Genomic DNA, 19,171 nt, shown 5'->3' with positions numbered 1-19,171 from the left:
GGCTAATACAACAATACGATTCAGGAGGGGGCGATGCGCAAGCGGCTCGTGTCGATGGCGGCGGGACTCGCCTTCACGGGACTGTCCCAGGTCGTACTGGCCAACGGCTGGAACATGCCGGTCGGGGTGACCGACGTCAGTCGCGAGATCCACTCCCTGCACATGATCATCTTCTGGATCTGCGTGGTCATCGGGGTCGTGGTCTTCGGCGCGATGTTCTATTCGCTGTTCCGCTACCGTCGCTCCCAGGGGGCCAAGGCCACCCAGTTCCACGAGCACACCACCGTCGAGATCATCTGGACCATCATCCCGTTGCTGATCCTCGTCGGCATGGCCGTCCCGGCCACCGCCACCCTGAAGAACATGTACGACGCCTCCGAGGCGGATCTCGACGTCATGGTCACCGGTCAGCAGTGGCGCTGGCGCTATGAATACATGGGCGAGGAGGTGTCCTTCCTCTCGAACCTGGCCACGCCGCGCGCGCAGATCGACGGCAGCGATGCCAAGGACGACACCTACCTGCTGGAAGTGGACGAGCCGCTGGTGCTGCCGACGGGGCGCAAGGTGCGCCTGCTGCTCACCTCCGACGACGTCATCCATTCCTGGTGGGTGCCGGACCTGGCGGTCAAGCAGGACGCCGTGCCCGGCTTCGTCAACGAGAACTGGGTGCGCATCAACGAGCCCGGGATCTATCGCGGCCAATGTGCCGAGCTGTGCGGTCGCAACCATGGCTTCATGCCGGTGGTGGTCAAGGCGGTGGAGCCCGAGCAGTTCGACACCTGGCTCGCCCAGCGCAAGGAGGCGGCGGCCCAGGAGGCCATGGGCGTGGATCGCGAATGGTCCCGCGAGGAGCTGATGGAGCGGGGCGAGCAGGTCTACGGCACCATCTGCGCCTCCTGTCACCAGCCCGATGGCTCCGGCAACCCGCCGGCCTTTCCGGCCCTGGCCGGCAACCAGACGCTGATGGACGACCGGGAGCGGCATATCGATACCGTCGTTAACGGCGTCTCGGGCTCCGCCATGCCGGCCTTCCGCAGCACGCTCAATCCGGTGGAGGTCGCCGCGGTGATCACCTATGAGCGCAATGCCTGGGGCAACGAGACCGGTGATGTCATTCAGCCCTCGGCCATTGCCGAGCAGCTTTCCGACTAGTCGGGCGGCAGCCCTCCACCTATACGAGACGGCAACCAGGGAGAATTTCGATGGCTTCGCACCTGCCTCCCAAGCCCACTGCGCAGTATGAGGAGACCGCGGGCGGCGGCCTGGCCGCCGGGGCGCCGCATGCCCCGCGCGGCATGATGCGCTGGCTGCTGACCACCAACCACAAGGAGATCGGCACCCTCTACCTGATCTTCTCCCTGACCATGTTCTTCATCGGCGGCATCTTCGCCATGGTGATCCGGGCGGAGCTCTTCCAGCCGGGGCTCCAGCTGGTCCAGCCGGAATTCTTCAACCAGATGACCACCATGCATGGCCTGATCATGGTGTTCGGGGCGGTGATGCCGGCCTTCGTGGGGCTCGCCAACTGGATGGTCCCCCTGCAGATCGGGGCGCCGGACATGGCCCTGCCGCGGCTCAACAACTTCAGCTTCTGGCTGCTGCCCGTGGCCTTCCTGATGCTGCTGTCGACCCTGGTGATGCCCGGTGGAGCCCCCGACTTCGGCTGGACCTTCTATGCCCCCCTGTCCACTACCTATGCGCCGCCGTCGACGACCTTCTTCATCTTCTCGCTGCACCTGGCCGGCATCAGCTCGATCCTGGGGGCCATCAACATCATTGCCACCATCCTCAACCTGCGGGCCCCGGGGATGCGCATGATGGACATGCCGCTGTTCGTGTGGACCTGGTTGATCACCGCCTTCCTGCTGATCGCGGTGATGCCCGTGCTGGCCGGCGTGATCACCATGATGTTGCTGGACATCAACTTCGGGACCAGCTTCTTCAATGCGGCGGGGGGCGGCGACCCGGTGCTCTTCCAGCACCTGTTCTGGTTCTTCGGCCACCCCGAGGTCTACATCATGATCCTGCCGGCCTTCGGCATCGTCTCGGTGATCATCCCGACCTTCGCCCGCAAGCGGCTGTTCGGCTATGCCTCCATGGTCTACGCCACGGCCTCCATCGCCATCCTGTCGTTTCTGGTCTGGGCCCACCACATGTTCGTCGTCGGCCTGCCGCTGGTGGCGGAACTGTTCTTCATGTACAGCACCATGCTGATCGCGGTACCCACCGGGGTGAAGGTCTTCAACTGGATCACCACCCTGTTTCGCGGCTCGATCAGCTTCGAGCCGCCGATGCTGTTCGCCCTGGCCTTCGTGGTGCTGTTCACCATCGGTGGCTTCTCGGGGCTGATGCTGGCCATCTCGCCGGCCGACTTCCAGTACCACGACACCTATTTCGTGGTGGCGCACTTCCACTATGTGCTGGTCCCCGGGGCGGTGTTCGCCATCATGGCCGGAGTCTATTACTGGCTGCCCAAGTGGACCGGCCACTACCCGCATCTGCGCCTGTCCCAGTGGCACTTCTGGCTGTCGGTGATCGGCGTGAACCTGACCTTCTTTCCCATGCACTTCGCCGGGCTCGCGGGCATGCCGCGGCGCATTCCCGACTATGCGCTGCAGTTCGCCGACTTCAACATGGTGACCAGCCTTGGGGCCTTCCTGTTCGGTGCCTCCCAGCTGCTCTTCGTGGCCGTGGTGATCCTCTGCATCCGCGGCGGCGAGAAGGCGCCGGCCAGGGCCTGGGAGGGGGGCGAGGACCTCGAGTGGAGCGTGCCCAGCCCGGCGCCGCTGCACACCTTCGAGACGCCTCCCGACTTCAAACCGCAGCAGCACTGACCACCGGAGGGCAGGCATGGCGGCCAACGGCGACCAACAGGCGAGACAGACGGGCGTCCGGCGCACCGTGTCCCGGACGCTGGTGGTGCTGGCCGGCATGTTCGTCTTCGCCTTCGCGCTGGTGCCCCTCTACGACGTCTTCTGCCAGGTGACCGGGCTGAACGGCAAGACCAGCGGCAGTGCCCAGAGCCTCGTCCATGCCGACATGGACACCACGCGCACGATCACCGTGCAGTTCATCACCCGGGGCAGCCCGGGCCTGCCCTGGAAGCTGGAGACCGACACCCGCCAGCTGCGCGTGCACCCCGGCGAGAGCCGCGAGGTCGTCTTCCGCTTCCGCAACCAGGGCGAGGGGCCGAGCCTGGCGCGGGCGGTGCCCAGCGTGTCGCCTTCCGAGGCCTCGCTGCACCTGCGCAAGATCACCTGCTTCTGCTTCCAGGAGCAGCGGCTCGCCGGCGGGGAGCGCCTGGAGGCGCCACTGGTCTTCCAGCTGACCCCCGACCTTCCCGACGACATCAAGACCGTGACTCTGGTCTACACCCTCTATCCCGTGGAACAGACGCTGGCACGGCGCTATCTGGGGTTCATCAGTGAAGGAGACCAAGCATGAGCGGTGGCACCTACTATGTCCCGGCCTCCAGCAAGTGGCCGGCGCTGGCCTCCCTGGCGATGGGGGCGATGATGGCGGGGACCGGCACCCTGCTGGTGTACGGCATCGCCGGCCTGCCGGTGATGGTGGTGGGCCTGCTGGCCATCCTCGCGGTGATGACGCTGTGGTTCCGCGATGTCATCCACGAATCACGCAGCGGCCTCTATGATGCGCAGATGGATCGCTCCTTCCGCTGGGGCATGGGCTGGTTCATCTTCTCGGAGGTGATGTTCTTCGCCGCCTTCTTCGGCACGCTCTTCTATGTGCGCACCTTCGCGCTGCCCTGGCTGGACGGCGAGGGCGCCAAGGGGGTGGCCGCCCTGCTGTGGCCCGACTTCACCGCCTCCTGGCCGTTGATGGACCCACCGGATGCGGCCATCGAGGGGCCCCACGAGACATTCAGTCCCTGGCACCTGCCGCTGGTCAATACCCTGATCCTGGTCAGTTCGAGCATCACCCTGACGGTGGCGCACGAGGGCCTCAAGGAAGGCTACCGGGAGACCGCTCGCCACTGGCTGCTGGGCACTGTGCTGCTGGGGCTTTGCTTCATCACCATCCAGGGCTTCGAGTATTACGAGGCCTACAGCCACTACGGCATCACCCTGCAGGCGGGCATCTACGGTGCGACCTTCTTCCTGCTGACCGGCTTTCACGGCCTGCACGTGATCATCGGCACCATCATCCTCATCTCGATCCTGGTCCGGGTGCAGCGCGGGCATTTTTCCCGCGACGACCACTTCGGCTTCGAGGCGGCCGCCTGGTACTGGCACTTCGTGGATGTGGTGTGGATCGGCCTGTTCACCTTCGTCTATGTGTTCTGACGGGGCTCAGGTACCGAGGTCGCCGATGTAGAAACCATAGACGAGCAGGGCCATCAGCAGTGCCGCCAGGCCCACTCGCAGCTTGAGGGAGGCGAGCACCCGCCGCGAGCGACCGCCGTCCTTGATCAGGAAGCCGGCACCCGCCGCCAGGCTCGCCACCATGGCAACAAAGACGAAGGTAATCAGGGTCTTGAGCAGCATGGAACACTCCGTTGAAGGCTCATCCACCAAGCGGCACGCCGGCCTGCGCCTGACGATCTGGTGCGGGTTCTGGACCTGCCTGGTGGGGCTGGGTCTGGGACTGGGACTATGGCAGTGGGAACGCGCCGCCGACAAGCGCGAGATGCTGGCGCGCTTCGCCTCGGCGCCGCGGCTGGAGGCCCCCCGGACGGCGCCGCCCAACGGGGCGCGGCTGACCCTGGAGGGGCAGTACCTGGCCGACGAGACGCTGTTTCTGGACAACCGGACCCATGAGGGGCGGCTCGGGGTGGCGGTGCTGACGCCCCTGCGCGGCGAGGATGGGCGCCTCTGGCTGGTCGAGCGGGGCTTCCTGGCCACCGGCCCCAGCCGGGCCACGCCCCGCGTGGCCACCCCCGAGGGGGTGGTCCGGCTCCAGGGGCGCTGGCAGGTCGACGGCGAGGCGGCCCCGGTGTTCGGCCCCAATCGCGAGGGGCAACGGCTGCAGCGCATCGACCTGGCCGCCTGGTCGTTGCCGGGCGCATTCGCCCACGCCGGCTGGTTGCATCTGGAGAGCGGTCCCGGCCATCTCGCTTCCTGGTGGCAGCCCAGTGTCCTGCCCCCGGCGCGTCATCTGGGCTATGCCGTTCAATGGTGGGGGCTGGCCCTGGCCGCCCTGGTGATGATGGTCGTCGGTGGCCGTCGGCTCTGCCGAGATGGCCGTGCCCCGCAACGCTCTGCCGAGGAGTCGCGCCCATGAGCCTGTCCCGTCCCGCCCGTTCCCGGCTCAAGCTGCTCGCCTTGTTCGCCGTCTTCACGCTGCCCATGGCCATGGCCTGGGGCATGGTCGAGTGGCGCCTGGGCATTCCCGAGGGGCGCACCGCCCACGGTACCCTGCATCCCGACGTCCCCGCGCTCTCGAACTGGCCGCTGACGCGGGTGGTCAAGGACGGCGACGATGACTGGCTGCTGGCCTTCGACTGCCCGGATGCCTGCCCGCAGGCGGCCGATCGCTGGTGGCGGTTGCATCGCGCCCTGGGGCGCGATGCGCACCGTGTGAGCCGGTTGCGCATCGGTGGCGGCTCGTCGGCCCTGCCGGGCGAGGCCCCGGTCGCCTGGGCGGGGGGGCCGCCGGCGTGGCGGGTGCCGGGGGCGCTGTGGATCCTCGACCCGGAAGGCCGGGCGGTGCTGCGCTATGGGGCCGAGGTCGAGACCGCGCAGGTCCTCGAGGACGTCGAGCGGCTGCTGCGCCTCAACCCCGAGCCGCCCGTGGCGCGGCTCCATGCCGAGTGAGGGCCATGGCCATGGTCGGGGAGTCTGGAGATCAGCAGCGGCGCCTGCGCTGGCTGTGTCGGCTGACCCTGCTGGGGGCCGTGTTCACGGCCCTGGTGGTCCTGGCCGGGGCCTGGACCCGGCTGGTGGATGCGGGGCTGGGGTGCCCCGACTGGCCGGGGTGCTATGGTGCGCTGGTGGTGCCGGATGCCGGGCGGGCCATGGCGCACACGCCGGAGGTCCCGCTGGAAGCCGCCAAGGCCTGGATGGAGATGATTCACCGCTACCTGGCGACCTTCCTCGGCCTGCTGGTCATCGCCGTGGTGGTGCTGGGGGCCTCCCAGCGTCGTCGCGTCGGCTATCCCTGGCGGCTCTCCCTGGCCCTGCTCGGCGCCATCCTGTTGCAGGGCGCCTTCGGGGCCTTCACCGTCACGCTCAAGCTGTGGCCCCAGGTGGTGACCCTGCACCTGCTCGGTGGCCTCACCCTCATGGGGCTCTTCCTGTGGCTGCACCTGCGGCTGCGGCAACTGGTCGGCGTCGGGCCGCCGCGGTCGCCCCGGCGCCTTACCCCGCTATGGGGGGCGGCCGTGGTATTGCTGGTGGGGCAGCTGGCGCTGGGCGGCTGGACCTCGAGCAACTATGCCGGTATCGCCTGCCAGGGGTTCCCCACCTGCAACGCCCAGTGGTGGCCGGCGCTGGACTGGGCCGAAGGCTTCAACCTGGCCCAGACCGTGGGGCCCAGCTACCTGCATGGTCAGCTCCATGCCGAGGCTCGCACGGCCATCCAGGTTGGCCACCGCCTCGGTGCCCTGGCGCTGATCGCCTGCCTGCTGACACTCGGGCTTCGCCACCGGCGTGACCCGCGGCTGCGCTTATGGCTCGGCCTGCTGTGCAGTGCCTGCCTGCTGCAGGCCTCCCTCGGCATTGCCAATGTGCTGCTGTGGCTGCCGCTGTGGCTGGCCCTGCTGCACACGGCCGGGGCGGTGGCGCTGGTGGCCGCCATGCTGCTGGCGGTCTGGCACTGGCGATGGCCGCTGCCCCGGGGGGCGGCCGATACTCGACAACACGCGGAAGGAGGGGAGCCATGCCTGACGGCATCGTGATGGAGCAGACGCGCCTCGAGGCGGGCGCCACCTGGACCTGGCACGACCTCCTCACCCTGTGCAAGCCCAGGGTGGTGGTGGTGATGCTGGTCTGCAGCCTGGTCGGCATGCTGCTGGCCGGTCCCTGGCCGGGCGCGGGCCCCCTGGGGTTCGGGTTGGTTGGCATCGGCCTGGCGGCCGGTGGCGCGGCGGCCTTCAACCACGTGGTCGACCGCCGGCTGGACGCCCTGATGCTGCGCACGGCACGACGGCCGCTGGCCAGCCGGCGCCTGCCCACCTCGCTGGCGCTGGGCTGGGCCACGCTGCTGTCGGTGGCCGGGATCACGCTGTTGCACTGGCAGGTCAACGCCCTGACGGCCTGGCTGACGCTGGCCTCGTTGATCGGCTACGCCCTGGTCTATACCGCCTTCCTCAAGCGCGCCACCCCGCAGAACATCGTCATCGGCGGGGTGGCGGGGGCGGCGCCGCCGCTGCTGGGCTGGACCGCGGTGACCGGCCAGCTGGGGCCCGAGCCGCTGCTGCTGATGCTGATCGTGTTCGCCTGGACCCCGCCGCACTTCTGGGCCCTGGCCATCCACAAGCGGGACGAGTACGCCCGGGCCGGCGTGCCGATGCTGCCGGTCACTCATGGCGAGGCCTTCACCCGGCTCCAGGTGTGGCTCTATGGCTGGCTCACGGTGGCGGTGACGCTGTTGCCCTTCGTCATCGGCATGAGTGGGGCGCTGTACCTGGCCGGGGTGCTGGCGCTGAACGCCCGCTTCATGGTGTGGAACTGGCGGGTCTGGCGCGGCCGCGACCCGGCCGCGCCGATCGCCGCCTTCTGGTTCTCGATCCGCTACATCCTGGGCGTGTTCGGGGTCCTGCTGCTGGACCACTACGCCGCGGCCTGGCCGGTTTAGCCGGCGGGAGGCGGGGTAGCCGTCGCCGGTCTTGGCCCGGCGACGTCGTGTCGCTCTACCAGAGCAGTCGCAGCAGGGCGTAGGCCATCAGTGTCACCAGCAGGGTGCCGATCAGGTTGAGCGCGAACCCGGCCCGGATCATCGACTGGATGCGCAGGTGCCCGGTGGCGAAGACGATGGCGTTGGGCGGGGTTGCCACCGGCATCATGAAGGCGCAGCTGGCGGCGATTGCCGCGGGGACGGTGATCAGCAGCGGCGAGATATCCAGTGACAGGGCCAATGCGCCCAGCAGGGGCAGGAAGGCCGCGGCGGTCGCGGTATTGGAGGTGATCTCGGTCAGGAAGACGATCACCAGCACCACGACGCCGATCAGGGCCAGCAGCGGGAAGACCCCGAACACGCCGAGCTGTTCGGCGATCCACTCCGCCAGCCCCGAGCGGCTGATGGTGCCCGCCAGGGCCAGGCCGCCGCCGAACAGCAGCAGAATCCCCCAGGGCAGCTCGCGGGCAGCCTCCCAGGTCATCAGGCGTTCGCCGGGGGCGCGGGCGGCCGGGGTCAGGAAGAGCAGCAGGCCGGCGGCAATGGCGATGCCGGTATCGGTCAGCCAGGCCAGGCCGACGTCGTTGAGCAGCGGGCGGCCGACCCAGGCCGCGGCGGCCAGCAGGAAGATCGTTGCCACCCGGCGCTCCGCGGACGAGGTGCGCCCCAGTCGGTCGAGTTCGTCCGCGATCATGGCGGCGCTGTCCTCGCCGGCCGCCAGGGAGAAGCTGCGGCGGGTCAGCCACCACCAGGCGCAGGCCATCATCGCCAGGCTGATCGGCAGGCCCACCAGCATCCACTGGGCGAAGCCCAGATCGATACCGCGGCTGTCGGCGAGGTAGCCGGCGAGCAGGGCATTGGGGGGCGTGCCGATCAGGGTGGCCACGCCGCCGATGCTCGCCGAGTAGGCGATGGCCAACAGCAGGGCGGTGGCATAGCGTCCCAGTTCCTCGGGATTGCTGTCGTCGAGCAGGCTGATCACCGACATGCCGATCGGCAGCATCATGATGGTAGTGGCGGTGTTCGAGACCCACATGCTGAGAAAGCCGGTCGCCAGCATGAAGCCGCCGATCTGCCGTCGGGGATGGTGCCCCACGACCCGCAGCACGTGCAGGGCGATCCGCCGGTGCAGGTTCCAGCGCTGCATGGCGATGCCCAGCAGGAAGCCGCCGAGGAAGAGGTAGATGATGGGGTTGGCGTAGCTGGCGGCCGTCTCGCGCATCTCGCCGATGCCCAGGGCGGGGACCAGCACCAGGGGCAGCAGCGAGGTGGCGGGGATGGGGATGGCTTCCGTGGACCACCAGGTGGCCATCAGCAGGGCCAGGCCGACGCATGCCCAGGCCGAATCCGGCATGCCGGCCGGGGCGGGAGTCAGCAGGCAGAGCGCCAGCCAGAGAGGGCCCAGCCAGAGGCCGATCTGCGCGGCGCGCGTGGGTTTGTGGGCGGTCGGGCTGTCTGTCGACATGAGGCTCTCCTTGTCTCGCGGCCGCCGATCGAGAACGTCGCCGTGCGGCACTCGCCGGCGCCAGTGCGCCGACTGGTCGGCAAGCGCATGGCTATCGAGGGTTTGGGGCGCGTCCCTGGGGCAGTATAGAATGCCGTGTCCACTCATCGCTCGTCGGGAAGCTACCCATGACCACCACCACCGCGCTGATCCTGCTTGGTCTTGCCCTGGCCGTCGTGGCCGGCCTCGGGGCCTATGCCTTTACCCTGTGGCGGGAAGTGAAACGTCGCCGGGACTTTCGCGAGGAGGAGCAGCGCCGCGCCCACGAGAATTGCCTCGAGAACCTCGAGCTGGTCGCGTCGGCCCTGATGCAGCAACAGGTGGACATCACCGAGGGTGCCTGGCGCTGCAAGACCCTGCTCGAGATCCTCGACCCGAGCCTGATCGAGCGCCCCGAGTTCCGTGCCTTCGGCGAGGTGCATAGCCGGACCCGCCACCTGCATACCCACTCCGCTCGCCAGGCCCTGAGTCCCAAGGCGCGGTTCCAGGAGGACCGCGAACGGCTGGCCGTCGAGGACGAGCTGCGCGACGCCGTCCTCGCGGCCGCCGGTGCCGTGGTCAGCTTTCGACGCGGCTGGCCGGGGTCGCTGCATTGATCCAGGTCAAGGCTGTCGTTGCCGGCGCTTGACAGCCTTTTGATTGCATCATCCGGCGGAGTTCGGCAAGCTTGCCCCCTGACCGTAGATGGCTGATATGTGGAAGGAGTCCGCAGCCATCTTGCGGTGTTGACTGGCCGAAAAGGCATATCCGTGCTTTCTTGGTCGGAGAGGGCGGGGTTTGCTCGCCTTGCCCCAATCGCAGATCGGACCCACTGCCCCTGGATGGCTTCGCTGCTGTTGCCCATGCCAGATTTTGTGTCAAGAAGGAGTCTTACATGAAGAAATCAACGACTGGCTTGCTGCTCGGTTCCGCGCTGGTTGTCGGCCTTTCCGGCTGCGCCAGCTCGGCCTCTCAATCATCCGGCATGGGGGATACCGCCTCCTCTGATCGCGCCTGGTACCAGAGTCCCTTCGTCTGCGGCCTGGCCGGCGGCCTGGTCGGTGGCGGCATCGGCTATGCCACCAGCAGCGATTCCGACGAGGACCAGGGCGCGGCCATCGGCACCACCGCCGGTGCCACCCTCGGCGCGCTGCTGTGTGCCGAGCCCAACCGCACCCCGGCCCCCGAGCGGGAGGCCCGCGATACCGACGGTGACGGTGTCATCGATGCCAACGACCAGTGCCCGGGCACCCCGGCCGGTGTGGCCGTGGATGCCGTTGGCTGCCCGCTGGATTCCGACGGCGACGGCGTGCCGGACTTCCAGGACCAGTGCCCGGGTACCCCGGCCGGTGCCGAGGTCAACGCCCTGGGCTGCGAGGAAGACCTGGTGCTGCGTGACGTCAACTTCGAGTTCGACTCCGCCAAGCTGACCATGGGGGCCGAGCAGATCCTGGCCGATGTCGCCGAGAAGCTGCGTGCCAACGACAACGTTCGCGTGCGCATCGAGGGTCACACCGACTCCGTGGGTAGCGAGGCCTACAACGAGGACCTGTCCCAGCGTCGTGCCGACTCCGTGGCCGACTACCTGGCGACCCAGGGCGTCGATCGCAACCGCATGCGCACCATCGGCTATGGTGAATCGCAGCCGGTCGCGACCAACGACACCGATGCCGGCCGTGCCGAGAACCGTCGCGTGGAACTGGGCGAATGGGAGTGATCCCACGCTGACCCTGCATGCCCCGCCCAGTCGGGGCATGGCGAGTCCCTGGGAGGCGCCTTCGGGCGCCTCTTTTCGTGTCGCCTCTGCCGCCGGCCATGGCATCGCGGGGGGGCGTCTGCTAGGCTAGGCGGCGCTTTTTCGAGCGTCCCGACGACCATTCTTTCTGGCGACACGTGATCCCTGGTATGGATCACCACTGCGCACAAGGAACCTCTTCATCATGCCCATCGTGACCCTGCCGGACGGCAGCCAGAGATCCTTCGACGAACCGCTCACCGTGATGCAGCTGGCCGAGAGCATCGGCACCGGCCTGGCCAAGGCCTGCGTGGCCGGGCGCATCGATGGCGTGCCGGTGGATGCCGCGGACATCATCGACCATGATGCCGAGGTGGCCATCATCACCGCCCGTGACCCGGAAGGGCTGGAGATCATTCGCCACTCCTGTGCCCACCTCATCGGCCACGCCGTCAAGCAGCTCTACCCCGAGGCCAAGATGGCCATCGGCCCGGTGATCGATGACGGCTTCTACTACGATATCGACTTCGGCCGCTCGGTGACCCCCGAGGACCTCGAGGCCATCGAAGAGCGCATGAAGGCGCTGATCGACACGGGCTATGACGTGGTGCGCGAGTACGTCGACCGCGACAAGGCGATGCTGACCTTCCTGCATCGCGACGAGCCGTACAAGCAGGAGATCGTTCGCGAGATCCCCGAGGGCGAGACCATCCGCCTCTACCACCACCAGGAATACACCGACATGTGCCGGGGCCCCCATGTGCCCAATACCCGGCACCTCAAGGCCTTCAAGCTGACCAAGCTGGCCGGCGCCTACTGGCGAGGCGACGCCGAGCGTCCCATGCTGACCCGCATCTACGGCACCGCCTGGGGCGACAAGAAGCAGCTCAAGGCCTACCTCAAGCGCCTCGAGGAAGCCGAGAAGCGCGATCACCGCAAACTGGCCAAGAAGATGGACCTCTTTCACCTGCAGGAAGAGGCCCCGGGGATGGTGTTCTGGCACCCCAACGGCTGGACCATCTACCAGGCCCTCGAGCAGTACATGCGCCGGGTACAGCTCGAGAACGGCTACCAGGAGATCAAGACCCCCCAGGTGGTCGACCTCTCGCTGTGGAAGGCCTCCGGCCACTGGGGGCACTACAGCGACCTGATGTTCACCACCGAGTCGGAGAAGCGCGAGTACGCGGTCAAGCCGATGAACTGCCCGTGCCACGTGCAGGTGTTCAACCAGGGCCTGAAGAGCTACCGGGACCTGCCGCTGCGCCTGGCCGAGTTCGGCAGCTGCCACCGCAACGAGCCCTCCGGCTCGCTGCACGGCCTGATGCGCGTGCGGGGCTTCACCCAGGACGATGCCCATATCTTCTGTACCGAGGGCCAGATCCAGTCCGAAGCCGAGGCCTTCATCGCCCTGACCCTCAAGGTCTATCGGGAGCTGGGCTTCGAGGACGTCGAGCTCAAGCTGTCGACCCGCCCCGAGGGCTTCATGGGCGAGCCGGAGCTCTGGGACCGGGCCGAGGCGGGCCTCGAGGCCGCCCTGGATGCCACCGGCCTGGACTGGGAGCTGCAGCCGGGGGAGGGCGCCTTCTACGGGCCCAAGATCGAGTTCTCGTTGCGTGACTGCCTCAACCGCGTCTGGCAGTGCGGCACCCTGCAGCTGGACTTCAATCTGCCGGGACGCCTGGGCGCCCAGTTCGTCGACGAGGACGGGGCGCGCAAGACCCCGGTGATGCTGCACCGCGCCATCCTCGGCTCCTTCGAACGCTTCCTGGGCATCCTCATCGAGCACTATGCCGGCGCCATGCCGCTGTGGCTGGCCCCGCAGCAGGCGGCGGTGTTGACCATCACCGATGCCCAGCGGGATCATGCCCTCGACCTCGAGCAGCGTCTGCAAAAAATCGGCCTGCGCGTCAAGGCGGACTTGAGGAACGAGAAGATCGGCTTTAAAATCCGCGAGCATACGTTGCAGAAGGTCCCCTATCTCCTGGTGGTGGGAGATAAGGAAGTCGAGGCCGACTCGGTGGCCGTGCGAACCCGCACCGGAGAGGATCTCGGTACCATGACGGTGGACGCCTTCATCGACCTGGTACGGGCCGAGCGGCAATAGCGACATCTTCCTAGGCGAAAGTGGAGACGGAACCATCAAGCGAAGCAACCCTAGAGGGCGCCCGCAGGAAAAGCGCCCCCCGATGAACGAGCGCATTACCGAGGATCAGGTTCGCCTGATCGACAACGACGGCGAGCAGCTGGGCATCGTGCCCACCAGCGAAGCGCTGGAGCGCGCCGAAGCGGCCGGTATGGACCTCGTCCAGATTTCCAATGCCGATCCGATCGTCTGCAAGATCATGGATTACGGCAAGTTCGTCTTCGAGCAGAAGAAGCAGAAGGCGGCTCAGAAGAAGAAGCAGAAGCAGATCCAGGTCAAGGAAGTCAAGTTCCGGCCTGGCACCGACGAGGGCGACTACCAGGTGAAGATGAAGAACCTGGTGCGGTTCCTCGAAGGTGGCGACAAGGGCAAGGTCACGCTGCGCTTCCGCGGTCGCGAGATGGCCCATCAGGACCTCGGTCGCAAGCTGATGGAGCGGATCGCCGCCGATCTCGAGGAGATCGGCACCGTGGAGTCCTTCCCCAAGATGGAAGGGCGCCAGATGATCATGATCATTGCCCCCAAGAAGAAGTGATCCGACGGCCCGGTCAACGGGTGGCCGGCGAGGCGCCGGCCATCGGCCCCGGATTTTCTAAAAAATCTCGAGCGGAGTTCATCTCATGCCGAAAATCAAGAGCAACAGTGGCGCTGCCAAGCGCTTCAAGAAGACGGCCAACGGCTTCAAGCACAAGCAGTCGTTTCGCAGTCACATCCTGACCAAGAAATCCACCAAGCGGAAGCGTCAGCTGCGCGGTATGAAGCAGATCCACGACGCCGACAAGCAGCTCGTGCAGCGCATGCTGCCGAACCTGTAACCCCTTGGTCGCAACCCTCTACCGTCAGGAGTAAGCCATGACTCGCGTCAAGCGTGGCGTCGTTGCACGTCGCCGTCACAAGAAGATTCTCAAGCAGGCCAAGGGCTACTACGGTGCCCGTTCACGCGTCTTCCGCGTGGCCAAGCAGGCCGTCATCAAGGCCGGTCAGTATGCCTACCGTGACCGTCGCCAGCGCAAGCGCCAGTTCCGCGCCCTGTGGATCCAGCGCATCAACGCCGGTGCCCGTCAGCACGGTCTGTCCTACAGCCGCTTCGTCGGCGGCCTTAAGAAGGCCGGCATCGAGATCGACCGCAAGGTGCTGGCCGACCTGGCCGTTCACGAGAAGGCCGCCTTCGCTGCCATCGTCGAGAAGGCCAAGGCTGCCCAGTAAGTGATCTCGATTCCGGGAGGGTGCGGACCATGGTGCGTGCCGTCCCGATGATCGTCGCAGGGGAAGAGCAGCCGCTCTTCCCCTGTTTTTTTCGCATGCGACAAAGCAAGATCAATACTTCGGAGCATCAACGGATGGACCACCTTCCCACTCTGGTCGCCGAGGCCCGCGACGCCATCCACGCCGCCGACGACATGGCCGCGCTGGACGAGCTGCGCGTGCGCTATCTCGGCAAGAAGGGCGAGATCACCGCGCTGCTCAAGGGCCTCGGCAAGCTGCCGGCGGAAGAGCGTCCCGCCGCCGGCGAGCGCATCAACCAGGCCAAGCAGGCCCTGGCCGAGGAGCTCGACGAGCGCCGTCAGACCCTGGAGAAGGCCGCCCTGGAAGCCCGCCTGGCCGCCGAGCGCATCGATGTGACCCTGCCCGGTCGCGGCCAGCCGAGCGGCGGCCTGCACCCGGTGACCCGGACCCTGGAGCGCATCGAGGGGCTGTTCACCCGCATCGGCTACGACGTGGCGGTGGGCCCGGAGATCGAGGACGACTACCACAACTTCGAGGCGCTCAACATTCCCGCCCACCACCCGGCGCGGGGCATGGCCGATACCTTCTACTTCGATGCCAGCCGGCTGCTGCGCACCCACACCTCGCCGGTCCAGGTGCGCACCATGAAGGAGGCCGAGCCGCCGATCCGCATCGTCTGCCCGGGGCGGGTCTATCGCAGCGACTCGGACCTGACGCATACCCCGATGTTCCACCAGGTCGAGGGACTGCTGGTGGACGAGGACGTCAGCTTCGCCGACCTCAAGGGCACCATCGAGGACTTCCTGCACGCCTTCTTCGAGCGCGATGACCTCTCGGTGCGTTTCCGCCCGTCATACTTCCCCTTCACCGAGCCCTCGGCGGAGGTGGATATCCAGTGCGTGATGTGCAACGGCGACGGCTGCCGGGTCTGTTCGCACAGCGGCTGGCTGGAGGTCATGGGCTGTGGCATGGTGCATCCCGAGGTATTCCGCCACTCCGGCATCGATACCGAGCGCTACAAGGGCTTCGCCTTCGGCATGGGGGCCGAGCGGCTGGCCATGCTGCGCTACGGGGTCAACGACCTGCGGCTGTTCTTCGACAACGACCTGCGCTTTCTCAAGCAGTTTGCCTGAACGACCCACGAACACAGCGATAGGATTAGTCATGAAATTTTCCGAACAGTGGCTGCGTGAATGGGTCTCCCCGGCGCTGGCGACCCAGGCCCTGGCCGACCAGATCACCATGGCCGGCCTGGAGGTCGATGCCATCGAGGCGGTGGCGTCCGCCTTTGACGGCGTGGTGGTGGCCGAAGTCGTCGCCAAGGCGCCGCACCCCGGCGCCGACAAGCTCAACGTCTGCCAGGTCGACGACGGCAGCGCCGAGCCGGTGCAGGTGGTCTGCGGCGCGCCCAACGTGGCCGAGGGCCAGAAGGTGCCCTTCGCCCGGGTCGGCGCGGTGCTGCCCGGTGACTTCAAGATCAAGAAGGCCAAGCTGCGCGGGGTCGAGTCTCGCGGCATGATCTGCTCCGCCTCGGAGCTGGGCCTGGCCGAGGAGGCCTCCGAGGGCATCCTGGTGCTGCCGGGCGAGGCGCCGGTGGGCGAGGACTTCCGGGACTTCCTGAGCCTGGACGACCACACCATCGAGGTCGACCTCACGCCCAACCGTGGCGACTGCCTGAGCGTGAAGGGCATGGCCCGTGAGGTCGGCGTGCTCAACCGCCTGGCAGTGACGCCGCCGGCCATCTCGCCGGTAGCCCCGGCCCACGACGAGACCTTCCCGGTGCGCGTCGAGGACCCCGAGGGCTGTCCGCGCTACCTGGGGCGGCTGATCAAGGGCGTCGACGTGACCGCCGAGACGCCGCTGTGGATGGTCGAGCGGCTGCGCCGCGGCGGCATCCGCGCCATCGACCCGGTGGTCGATGTCACCAACTACGTGATGCTCGAGCTCGGCCAGCCGCTGCACGCCTTCGACCGGGCCAACCTGCAGGGCGCCGTGGTGGTCCGCCAGGCGCGGGAAGGCGAGCGGCTGGTACTGCTCGACGGTCAGGAGATCACCCTGAGCGACGCCACCCTGGTCATCGCCGACGAGCGCGGCCCCCTGGCCATCGCCGGCGTCATGGGCGGCGAGCATTCCGGCGTGAGCGCCGGGACCCGGGACATCTTCCTCGAGTCGGCGCACTTCTCGCCGCTGGCCGTGGCCGGCCAGGCGCGCGCCTACGGCCTGCACACCGATGCCTCGCATCGCTTCGAGCGCGGTGTCGACCCGACCCTGGCCCGCGAGGCCGCCGAGCGGGCCACGGCCCTGCTGTTGGCGATCACTGGTGGCGAGGCGGGCCCGCTGGTCGAGGTCGTTGACACCGACCACCTGCCCGGCGAGCGCGAGGTGCTGCTGCGCCGGGCGCGTCTCGATCAGGCCCTCGACAAGGCACTGCCCGCCGAAGACGTCGGCGAGATCCTCGAGCGTCTCGGCATGGCGGTGGAGGCCTGCGAGGAGGGCTGGCGGGCCCGGGTGCCGAGCTGGCGTTTCGATGTCGCCATCGAGGAGGACCTCATCGAGGAGGTGGCGCGCATCCACGGCTACAATCGCCTGCCGGCGCGTCGGCCCCAGGCGCGCCTCAGCCTGCGCCCCGACCACGAGGCGCGTACGCCGCTTTCGCGGCTGCGTCGCCAGCTGGTGGCCCGGGGCTACTTCGAGGCGGTGACCTACAGCTTCGTCGCCCCCGAGCTGCAGGCGGCCCTGCTGCCCGAGGCCGTCTCGCCGACGCTGGCCAACCCCATTTCCAGCGACCTCTCGGTGATGCGGGCGAGCCTCTTTCCGGGCCTGGTGCGGGCCCTGCAGTACAACCTGAATCGCCAGCAGAGCCGCGTGCGCCTGTTCGAGACCGGCCTGGTGTTCCGCGGCGAGCTGGAGGCGCTGAGCCAGGTACCGATGCTGGGGGCGCTGGTCTGCGGCGCCCGCGAGCCCGAAGGCTGGAGCGGCGGCAAGGACAAGGTCGATTTCTTCGACCTCAAGGGCGACCTGGAGAGCCTGCTGGCGATGGGCGGCGAGCCCGAGGCCTGGCGCTTCGAGCTCGGCGAGCATGCCGCCCTGCACCCGGGGCAGTGCGCGCGCATCCTCTACCGCGGCGAGGAGGCCGGCTGGATCGGCACCCTGCATCCGGCGGTGCGCGCCAAGCTGGGCCTGAAGGTGGACGCGCTGCTCTTCGAGGTACGCCTGGACGCCCTGACCCACGGCAAGGTGCCGGCCTTCCGGCCGCTGTCGCGCTACCCGGAGGTGCGCCGCGACCTGGCCTTCCTGGTCGATGTCGACCTGCCGGTGCAGTCGTTGCTCGACACCCTGCGTGCCCAGGCAGGCGAGTGGCTGGTGGAGGCGCACCTGTTCGACGTCTACCAGGGCAAGGGGGTGCCGGAAGGGCGCAAGAGCGTGGCCCTGGGCTTGACCTGGCAGCATCCTTCGCGCACGCTAAATGACGATGAAATCAATCAGTTGGTCGATGCCATCGTCGAGGAGTCCCGGCTGCACCTGGGTGCCGAGCTTCGCGCATGACGACGAGGGGGCTCGGCCATCAGCGTGAGGAAAGCGACATGGGGGCGTTGACCAAGGCCGAACTGGCCGAACACCTGCACGCCGAACTCGGCCTGTCCAAGCGCGAGGCCAAGTCCATGGTGGAGGCCTTCTTCGAGGAGATCCGCGGCTGCCTGCGCGAGAACGAGCAGGTCAAGCTGTCGGGTTTCGGCAACTTCGACCTGCGCGACAAGCGTGAGCGCCCCGGGCGCAATCCCAAGACCGGCGAGGAGATTCCCATCTCGGCCCGGCGCGTGGTGACCTTCCGTCCCGGGCAGAAGCTCAAGACCCAGGTCGAGGACTACCACCCCGAGGAGCACTGAGCCCCCCGCCATGAACCACGACGCCACCCCGCGGGGTGGCGTCGTCGTGTTCGCATCCCGTGACGCGCTAGATCACGCCGTTCTCCAACGCCCAGGTGATCACCACCTTGAAGACGTAGCCGAGCATACCGGCGCCGAGCACCACGAACAGCATGACGGTGCCGAAGCGTCCGGCCCGGGACTGCTTGGCGAGGTCCCAGATGATGAAGCACATGAACAGCATCAGTCCGCCGATCATCAGCGGCGTGATCCAGGCTTCGAAGGTCTGTTGCATCTTGCCTCCGGGGAGAGGGTAGGGACAATAAGTCCGAGTATTGTACTCGGTCATCCAGGCGTTCGCAGGGGGCCGGGCGCGACATGGTGTCCCAGCCCCGGGGTGCGGGCCGGGGCTGCCTCATGTTAGTATCCGAGTGAAATTCTCAGGTAATTCCACGACATGCCCATGCTGAAGATCTTCGTAGGTACCATGTATGGCGGCGCCCTGGACGTGGCCGAGCAGGTCAAGCCGCTGTTCGAGGAGGCCGGCTACGAGGTTGTCATCTACGACCAACCGACCCTGGATGACCTGACCGGGTCGCCCACCGACCTGGCGCTGTTCTGCGTCTCGACCACCGGCAGCGGCGACTACCCCGGCAACATCGTGCCCTTCGTGCGCGCGCTGGAAAGCCAGAGTCCCGGCCTGGGGTCACTGCGCTACGGGCTGATCGCCCTCGGCGACAGCTCCTACGTGGATTCCTACTGCGGGGCCGGTCGCAGCCTCGACGAGCTGCTCCAGGGCCAGGGCGCCTCGCGCCTGGGCGAGCGCCTCGAGGTGGACGCCATGGAAACCTTCATGGCCGACGACGAGGCCCTGCCCTGGGTCGAGCAGTGGATCGAGGCCCAGCAGCTCAAGGTCGCCTGAA

General features: G+C 67.6%; 21 protein-coding genes. 18 read left to right on the top strand and 3 right to left on the bottom strand.

Going from position 1 to position 19,171, the window contains the following annotated elements; translation table 11 throughout:
• The first annotated feature begins 33 nt into the window (after window positions 1-33).
• Genes coxB through EKG36_RS02100 form a run of 4 tightly spaced genes read left to right on the top strand, consistent with a single transcriptional unit; the run spans window position 34 to window position 4,304 of the window.
• Entirely contained in the window at window positions 34-1,152 is a 1,119-nt protein-coding gene (gene coxB, locus EKG36_RS02115; protein ID WP_126480566.1) for a cytochrome c oxidase subunit II, read from the top strand.
• 50 nt (window positions 1,153-1,202) lie between these two features.
• On the top strand, window positions 1,203-2,834 hold the full coding sequence (gene ctaD / locus EKG36_RS02110) for a cytochrome c oxidase subunit I (RefSeq protein WP_126480564.1): 1,632 nt from the start codon (window positions 1,203-1,205) through the stop codon (window positions 2,832-2,834).
• Window positions 2,835-2,850: 16 nt separating this feature from the next.
• Complete coding sequence (locus tag EKG36_RS02105) at window positions 2,851-3,444, top strand: cytochrome c oxidase assembly protein (RefSeq protein ID WP_126480562.1); 594 nt, start codon at window positions 2,851-2,853, stop codon at window positions 3,442-3,444.
• Complete coding sequence (locus tag EKG36_RS02100; protein ID WP_126480560.1) at window positions 3,441-4,304, top strand: cytochrome c oxidase subunit 3; 864 nt, start codon at window positions 3,441-3,443, stop codon at window positions 4,302-4,304. Before EKG36_RS02105 ends, EKG36_RS02100 begins: the two co-directional genes overlap by 4 nt.
• A gap of 6 nt (window positions 4,305-4,310) precedes the next feature.
• Here EKG36_RS02100 and EKG36_RS02095 read toward each other — a convergent pair whose 3' ends face one another.
• The gene (locus EKG36_RS02095) at window positions 4,311-4,505 is read right to left on the bottom strand and encodes a DUF2909 family protein (RefSeq protein WP_126480558.1); all 195 of its coding nucleotides are present in this window, start codon (window positions 4,503-4,505) and stop codon (window positions 4,311-4,313) included.
• Here EKG36_RS02095 and EKG36_RS02090 point away from each other — a divergent pair.
• From EKG36_RS02090 to cyoE, 4 genes are read left to right on the top strand one after another with little or no spacing between them, the layout of a single operon-like run.
• Window positions 4,504-5,241: an SURF1 family protein gene (locus EKG36_RS02090; RefSeq protein WP_126480556.1), complete on the top strand. Its 738-nt coding sequence runs from the start codon at window positions 4,504-4,506 to the stop codon at window positions 5,239-5,241. The genes EKG36_RS02095 and EKG36_RS02090 overlap by 2 nt on opposite strands.
• Window positions 5,238-5,774 (top strand): hypothetical protein, encoded by a 537-nt coding sequence (locus EKG36_RS02085; RefSeq protein WP_126480554.1) that lies wholly within the window; start codon window positions 5,238-5,240, stop codon window positions 5,772-5,774. The genes EKG36_RS02090 and EKG36_RS02085 overlap by 4 nt, the downstream gene beginning before the upstream one ends.
• 5 nt (window positions 5,775-5,779) lie before the next feature.
• Complete coding sequence (locus EKG36_RS02080; protein ID WP_246007405.1) at window positions 5,780-6,856, top strand: COX15/CtaA family protein; 1,077 nt, start codon at window positions 5,780-5,782, stop codon at window positions 6,854-6,856.
• Window positions 6,838-7,755 carry a heme o synthase gene (gene cyoE / locus EKG36_RS02075; RefSeq protein ID WP_126480552.1) on the top strand — a complete coding sequence of 306 codons (918 nt, stop codon included), beginning with the start codon at window positions 6,838-6,840 and terminating at the stop codon, window positions 7,753-7,755. The genes EKG36_RS02080 and cyoE overlap by 19 nt, the downstream gene beginning before the upstream one ends.
• Before the next feature lie 55 nt (window positions 7,756-7,810).
• Here the strand turns inward: cyoE and EKG36_RS02070 are convergent, their stop codons facing one another.
• Complete coding sequence (locus tag EKG36_RS02070; protein WP_126480550.1) at window positions 7,811-9,259, bottom strand: SLC13 family permease; 1,449 nt, start codon at window positions 9,257-9,259, stop codon at window positions 7,811-7,813.
• Window positions 9,260-9,426: 167 nt separating this feature from the next.
• Between EKG36_RS02070 and EKG36_RS02065 the strand changes: the two genes are divergently transcribed.
• The 9 genes from EKG36_RS02065 (at window position 9,427) to ihfA (ending at window position 18,269) form a co-directional block, all read left to right on the top strand.
• Complete coding sequence (locus EKG36_RS02065) at window positions 9,427-9,894, top strand: DUF2489 domain-containing protein (RefSeq protein WP_126480548.1); 468 nt, start codon at window positions 9,427-9,429, stop codon at window positions 9,892-9,894.
• A gap of 278 nt (window positions 9,895-10,172) precedes the next feature.
• On the top strand, window positions 10,173-10,994 hold the full coding sequence (locus EKG36_RS02060) for an OmpA family protein (protein ID WP_126480546.1): 822 nt from the start codon (window positions 10,173-10,175) through the stop codon (window positions 10,992-10,994).
• Between the two features lie 223 nt (window positions 10,995-11,217).
• Entirely contained in the window at window positions 11,218-13,116 is a 1,899-nt protein-coding gene (thrS, locus tag EKG36_RS02055) for a threonine--tRNA ligase (RefSeq protein WP_126480544.1), read from the top strand.
• Window positions 13,117-13,120: 4 nt separating this feature from the next.
• Window positions 13,121-13,690 (top strand): translation initiation factor IF-3, encoded by a 570-nt coding sequence (gene infC, locus EKG36_RS02050; RefSeq protein ID WP_126480542.1) that lies wholly within the window; start codon window positions 13,121-13,123, stop codon window positions 13,688-13,690.
• Between the two features lie 85 nt (window positions 13,691-13,775).
• The gene (gene rpmI, locus EKG36_RS02045) at window positions 13,776-13,970 is read left to right on the top strand and encodes a 50S ribosomal protein L35 (RefSeq protein WP_016854829.1); all 195 of its coding nucleotides are present in this window, start codon (window positions 13,776-13,778) and stop codon (window positions 13,968-13,970) included.
• Between the two features lie 37 nt (window positions 13,971-14,007).
• The gene (gene rplT / locus EKG36_RS02040; protein ID WP_021817421.1) at window positions 14,008-14,361 is read left to right on the top strand and encodes a 50S ribosomal protein L20; all 354 of its coding nucleotides are present in this window, start codon (window positions 14,008-14,010) and stop codon (window positions 14,359-14,361) included.
• Window positions 14,362-14,495: 134 nt separating this feature from the next.
• Window positions 14,496-15,515 (top strand): phenylalanine--tRNA ligase subunit alpha, encoded by a 1,020-nt coding sequence (gene pheS, locus EKG36_RS02035; protein ID WP_126480541.1) that lies wholly within the window; start codon window positions 14,496-14,498, stop codon window positions 15,513-15,515.
• 31 nt (window positions 15,516-15,546) lie between these two features.
• Window positions 15,547-17,928, top strand: a complete 2,382-nt coding sequence (gene pheT / locus EKG36_RS02030; protein ID WP_126480538.1) for a phenylalanine--tRNA ligase subunit beta — start codon at window positions 15,547-15,549, stop codon at window positions 17,926-17,928.
• 38 nt (window positions 17,929-17,966) lie between these two features.
• Window positions 17,967-18,269, top strand: a complete 303-nt coding sequence (gene ihfA, locus EKG36_RS02025; RefSeq protein WP_126480536.1) for an integration host factor subunit alpha — start codon at window positions 17,967-17,969, stop codon at window positions 18,267-18,269.
• Window positions 18,270-18,336: 67 nt separating this feature from the next.
• Here ihfA and EKG36_RS02020 read toward each other — a convergent pair whose 3' ends face one another.
• Window positions 18,337-18,543: a DUF2788 domain-containing protein gene (locus EKG36_RS02020; RefSeq protein ID WP_126480533.1), complete on the bottom strand. Its 207-nt coding sequence runs from the start codon at window positions 18,541-18,543 to the stop codon at window positions 18,337-18,339.
• 162 nt (window positions 18,544-18,705) lie between these two features.
• Between EKG36_RS02020 and EKG36_RS02015 the strand changes: the two genes are divergently transcribed.
• Window positions 18,706-19,170 carry a flavodoxin gene (locus EKG36_RS02015; RefSeq protein WP_126480531.1) on the top strand — a complete coding sequence of 155 codons (465 nt, stop codon included), beginning with the start codon at window positions 18,706-18,708 and terminating at the stop codon, window positions 19,168-19,170.
• The last annotated feature ends 1 nt before the right edge of the window (window position 19,171 follow it).

This window comes from Halomonas nitroreducens (assembly GCF_003966155.1).
GTDB classification, from domain to species: domain Bacteria; phylum Pseudomonadota; class Gammaproteobacteria; order Pseudomonadales; family Halomonadaceae; genus Halomonas; species Halomonas nitroreducens.
Note: the sequence above shows the minus strand (reverse complement) of the source record. Positions and strands in the feature narration are given on the sequence as shown.

Excerpts from the sequence above, each read along its gene's own strand:
- EKG36_RS02080 (WP_246007405.1), top strand. The coding sequence starts at position 5,780 with ATGGCCATGGTCGGGGAGTCTGGAGATCAGCAGCGGCGCCTGCGCTGG.
- coxB (WP_126480566.1), top strand. The coding sequence starts at position 34 with ATGCGCAAGCGGCTCGTGTCGATGGCGGCGGGACTCGCCTTCACGGGA.
- EKG36_RS02015 (WP_126480531.1), top strand. The coding sequence starts at position 18,706 with ATGCCCATGCTGAAGATCTTCGTAGGTACCATGTATGGCGGCGCCCTG.
- EKG36_RS02070 (WP_126480550.1), bottom strand. The coding sequence starts at position 9,259 with ATGTCGACAGACAGCCCGACCGCCCACAAACCCACGCGCGCCGCGCAG.
- EKG36_RS02100 (WP_126480560.1), top strand. The coding sequence starts at position 3,441 with ATGAGCGGTGGCACCTACTATGTCCCGGCCTCCAGCAAGTGGCCGGCG.
- EKG36_RS02060 (WP_126480546.1), top strand. The coding sequence starts at position 10,173 with ATGAAGAAATCAACGACTGGCTTGCTGCTCGGTTCCGCGCTGGTTGTC.
- ihfA (WP_126480536.1), top strand. The coding sequence starts at position 17,967 with ATGGGGGCGTTGACCAAGGCCGAACTGGCCGAACACCTGCACGCCGAA.
- rplT (WP_021817421.1), top strand. The coding sequence starts at position 14,008 with ATGACTCGCGTCAAGCGTGGCGTCGTTGCACGTCGCCGTCACAAGAAG.
- pheT (WP_126480538.1), top strand. The coding sequence starts at position 15,547 with ATGAAATTTTCCGAACAGTGGCTGCGTGAATGGGTCTCCCCGGCGCTG.
- cyoE (WP_126480552.1), top strand. The coding sequence starts at position 6,838 with ATGCCTGACGGCATCGTGATGGAGCAGACGCGCCTCGAGGCGGGCGCC.
- pheS (WP_126480541.1), top strand. The coding sequence starts at position 14,496 with ATGGACCACCTTCCCACTCTGGTCGCCGAGGCCCGCGACGCCATCCAC.
- EKG36_RS02095 (WP_126480558.1), bottom strand. The coding sequence starts at position 4,505 with ATGCTGCTCAAGACCCTGATTACCTTCGTCTTTGTTGCCATGGTGGCG.
- EKG36_RS02020 (WP_126480533.1), bottom strand. The coding sequence starts at position 18,543 with ATGCAACAGACCTTCGAAGCCTGGATCACGCCGCTGATGATCGGCGGA.
- rpmI (WP_016854829.1), top strand. The coding sequence starts at position 13,776 with ATGCCGAAAATCAAGAGCAACAGTGGCGCTGCCAAGCGCTTCAAGAAG.
- EKG36_RS02085 (WP_126480554.1), top strand. The coding sequence starts at position 5,238 with ATGAGCCTGTCCCGTCCCGCCCGTTCCCGGCTCAAGCTGCTCGCCTTG.
- EKG36_RS02065 (WP_126480548.1), top strand. The coding sequence starts at position 9,427 with ATGACCACCACCACCGCGCTGATCCTGCTTGGTCTTGCCCTGGCCGTC.
- EKG36_RS02090 (WP_126480556.1), top strand. The coding sequence starts at position 4,504 with ATGGAACACTCCGTTGAAGGCTCATCCACCAAGCGGCACGCCGGCCTG.
- thrS (WP_126480544.1), top strand. The coding sequence starts at position 11,218 with ATGCCCATCGTGACCCTGCCGGACGGCAGCCAGAGATCCTTCGACGAA.
- EKG36_RS02105 (WP_126480562.1), top strand. The coding sequence starts at position 2,851 with ATGGCGGCCAACGGCGACCAACAGGCGAGACAGACGGGCGTCCGGCGC.
- ctaD (WP_126480564.1), top strand. The coding sequence starts at position 1,203 with ATGGCTTCGCACCTGCCTCCCAAGCCCACTGCGCAGTATGAGGAGACC.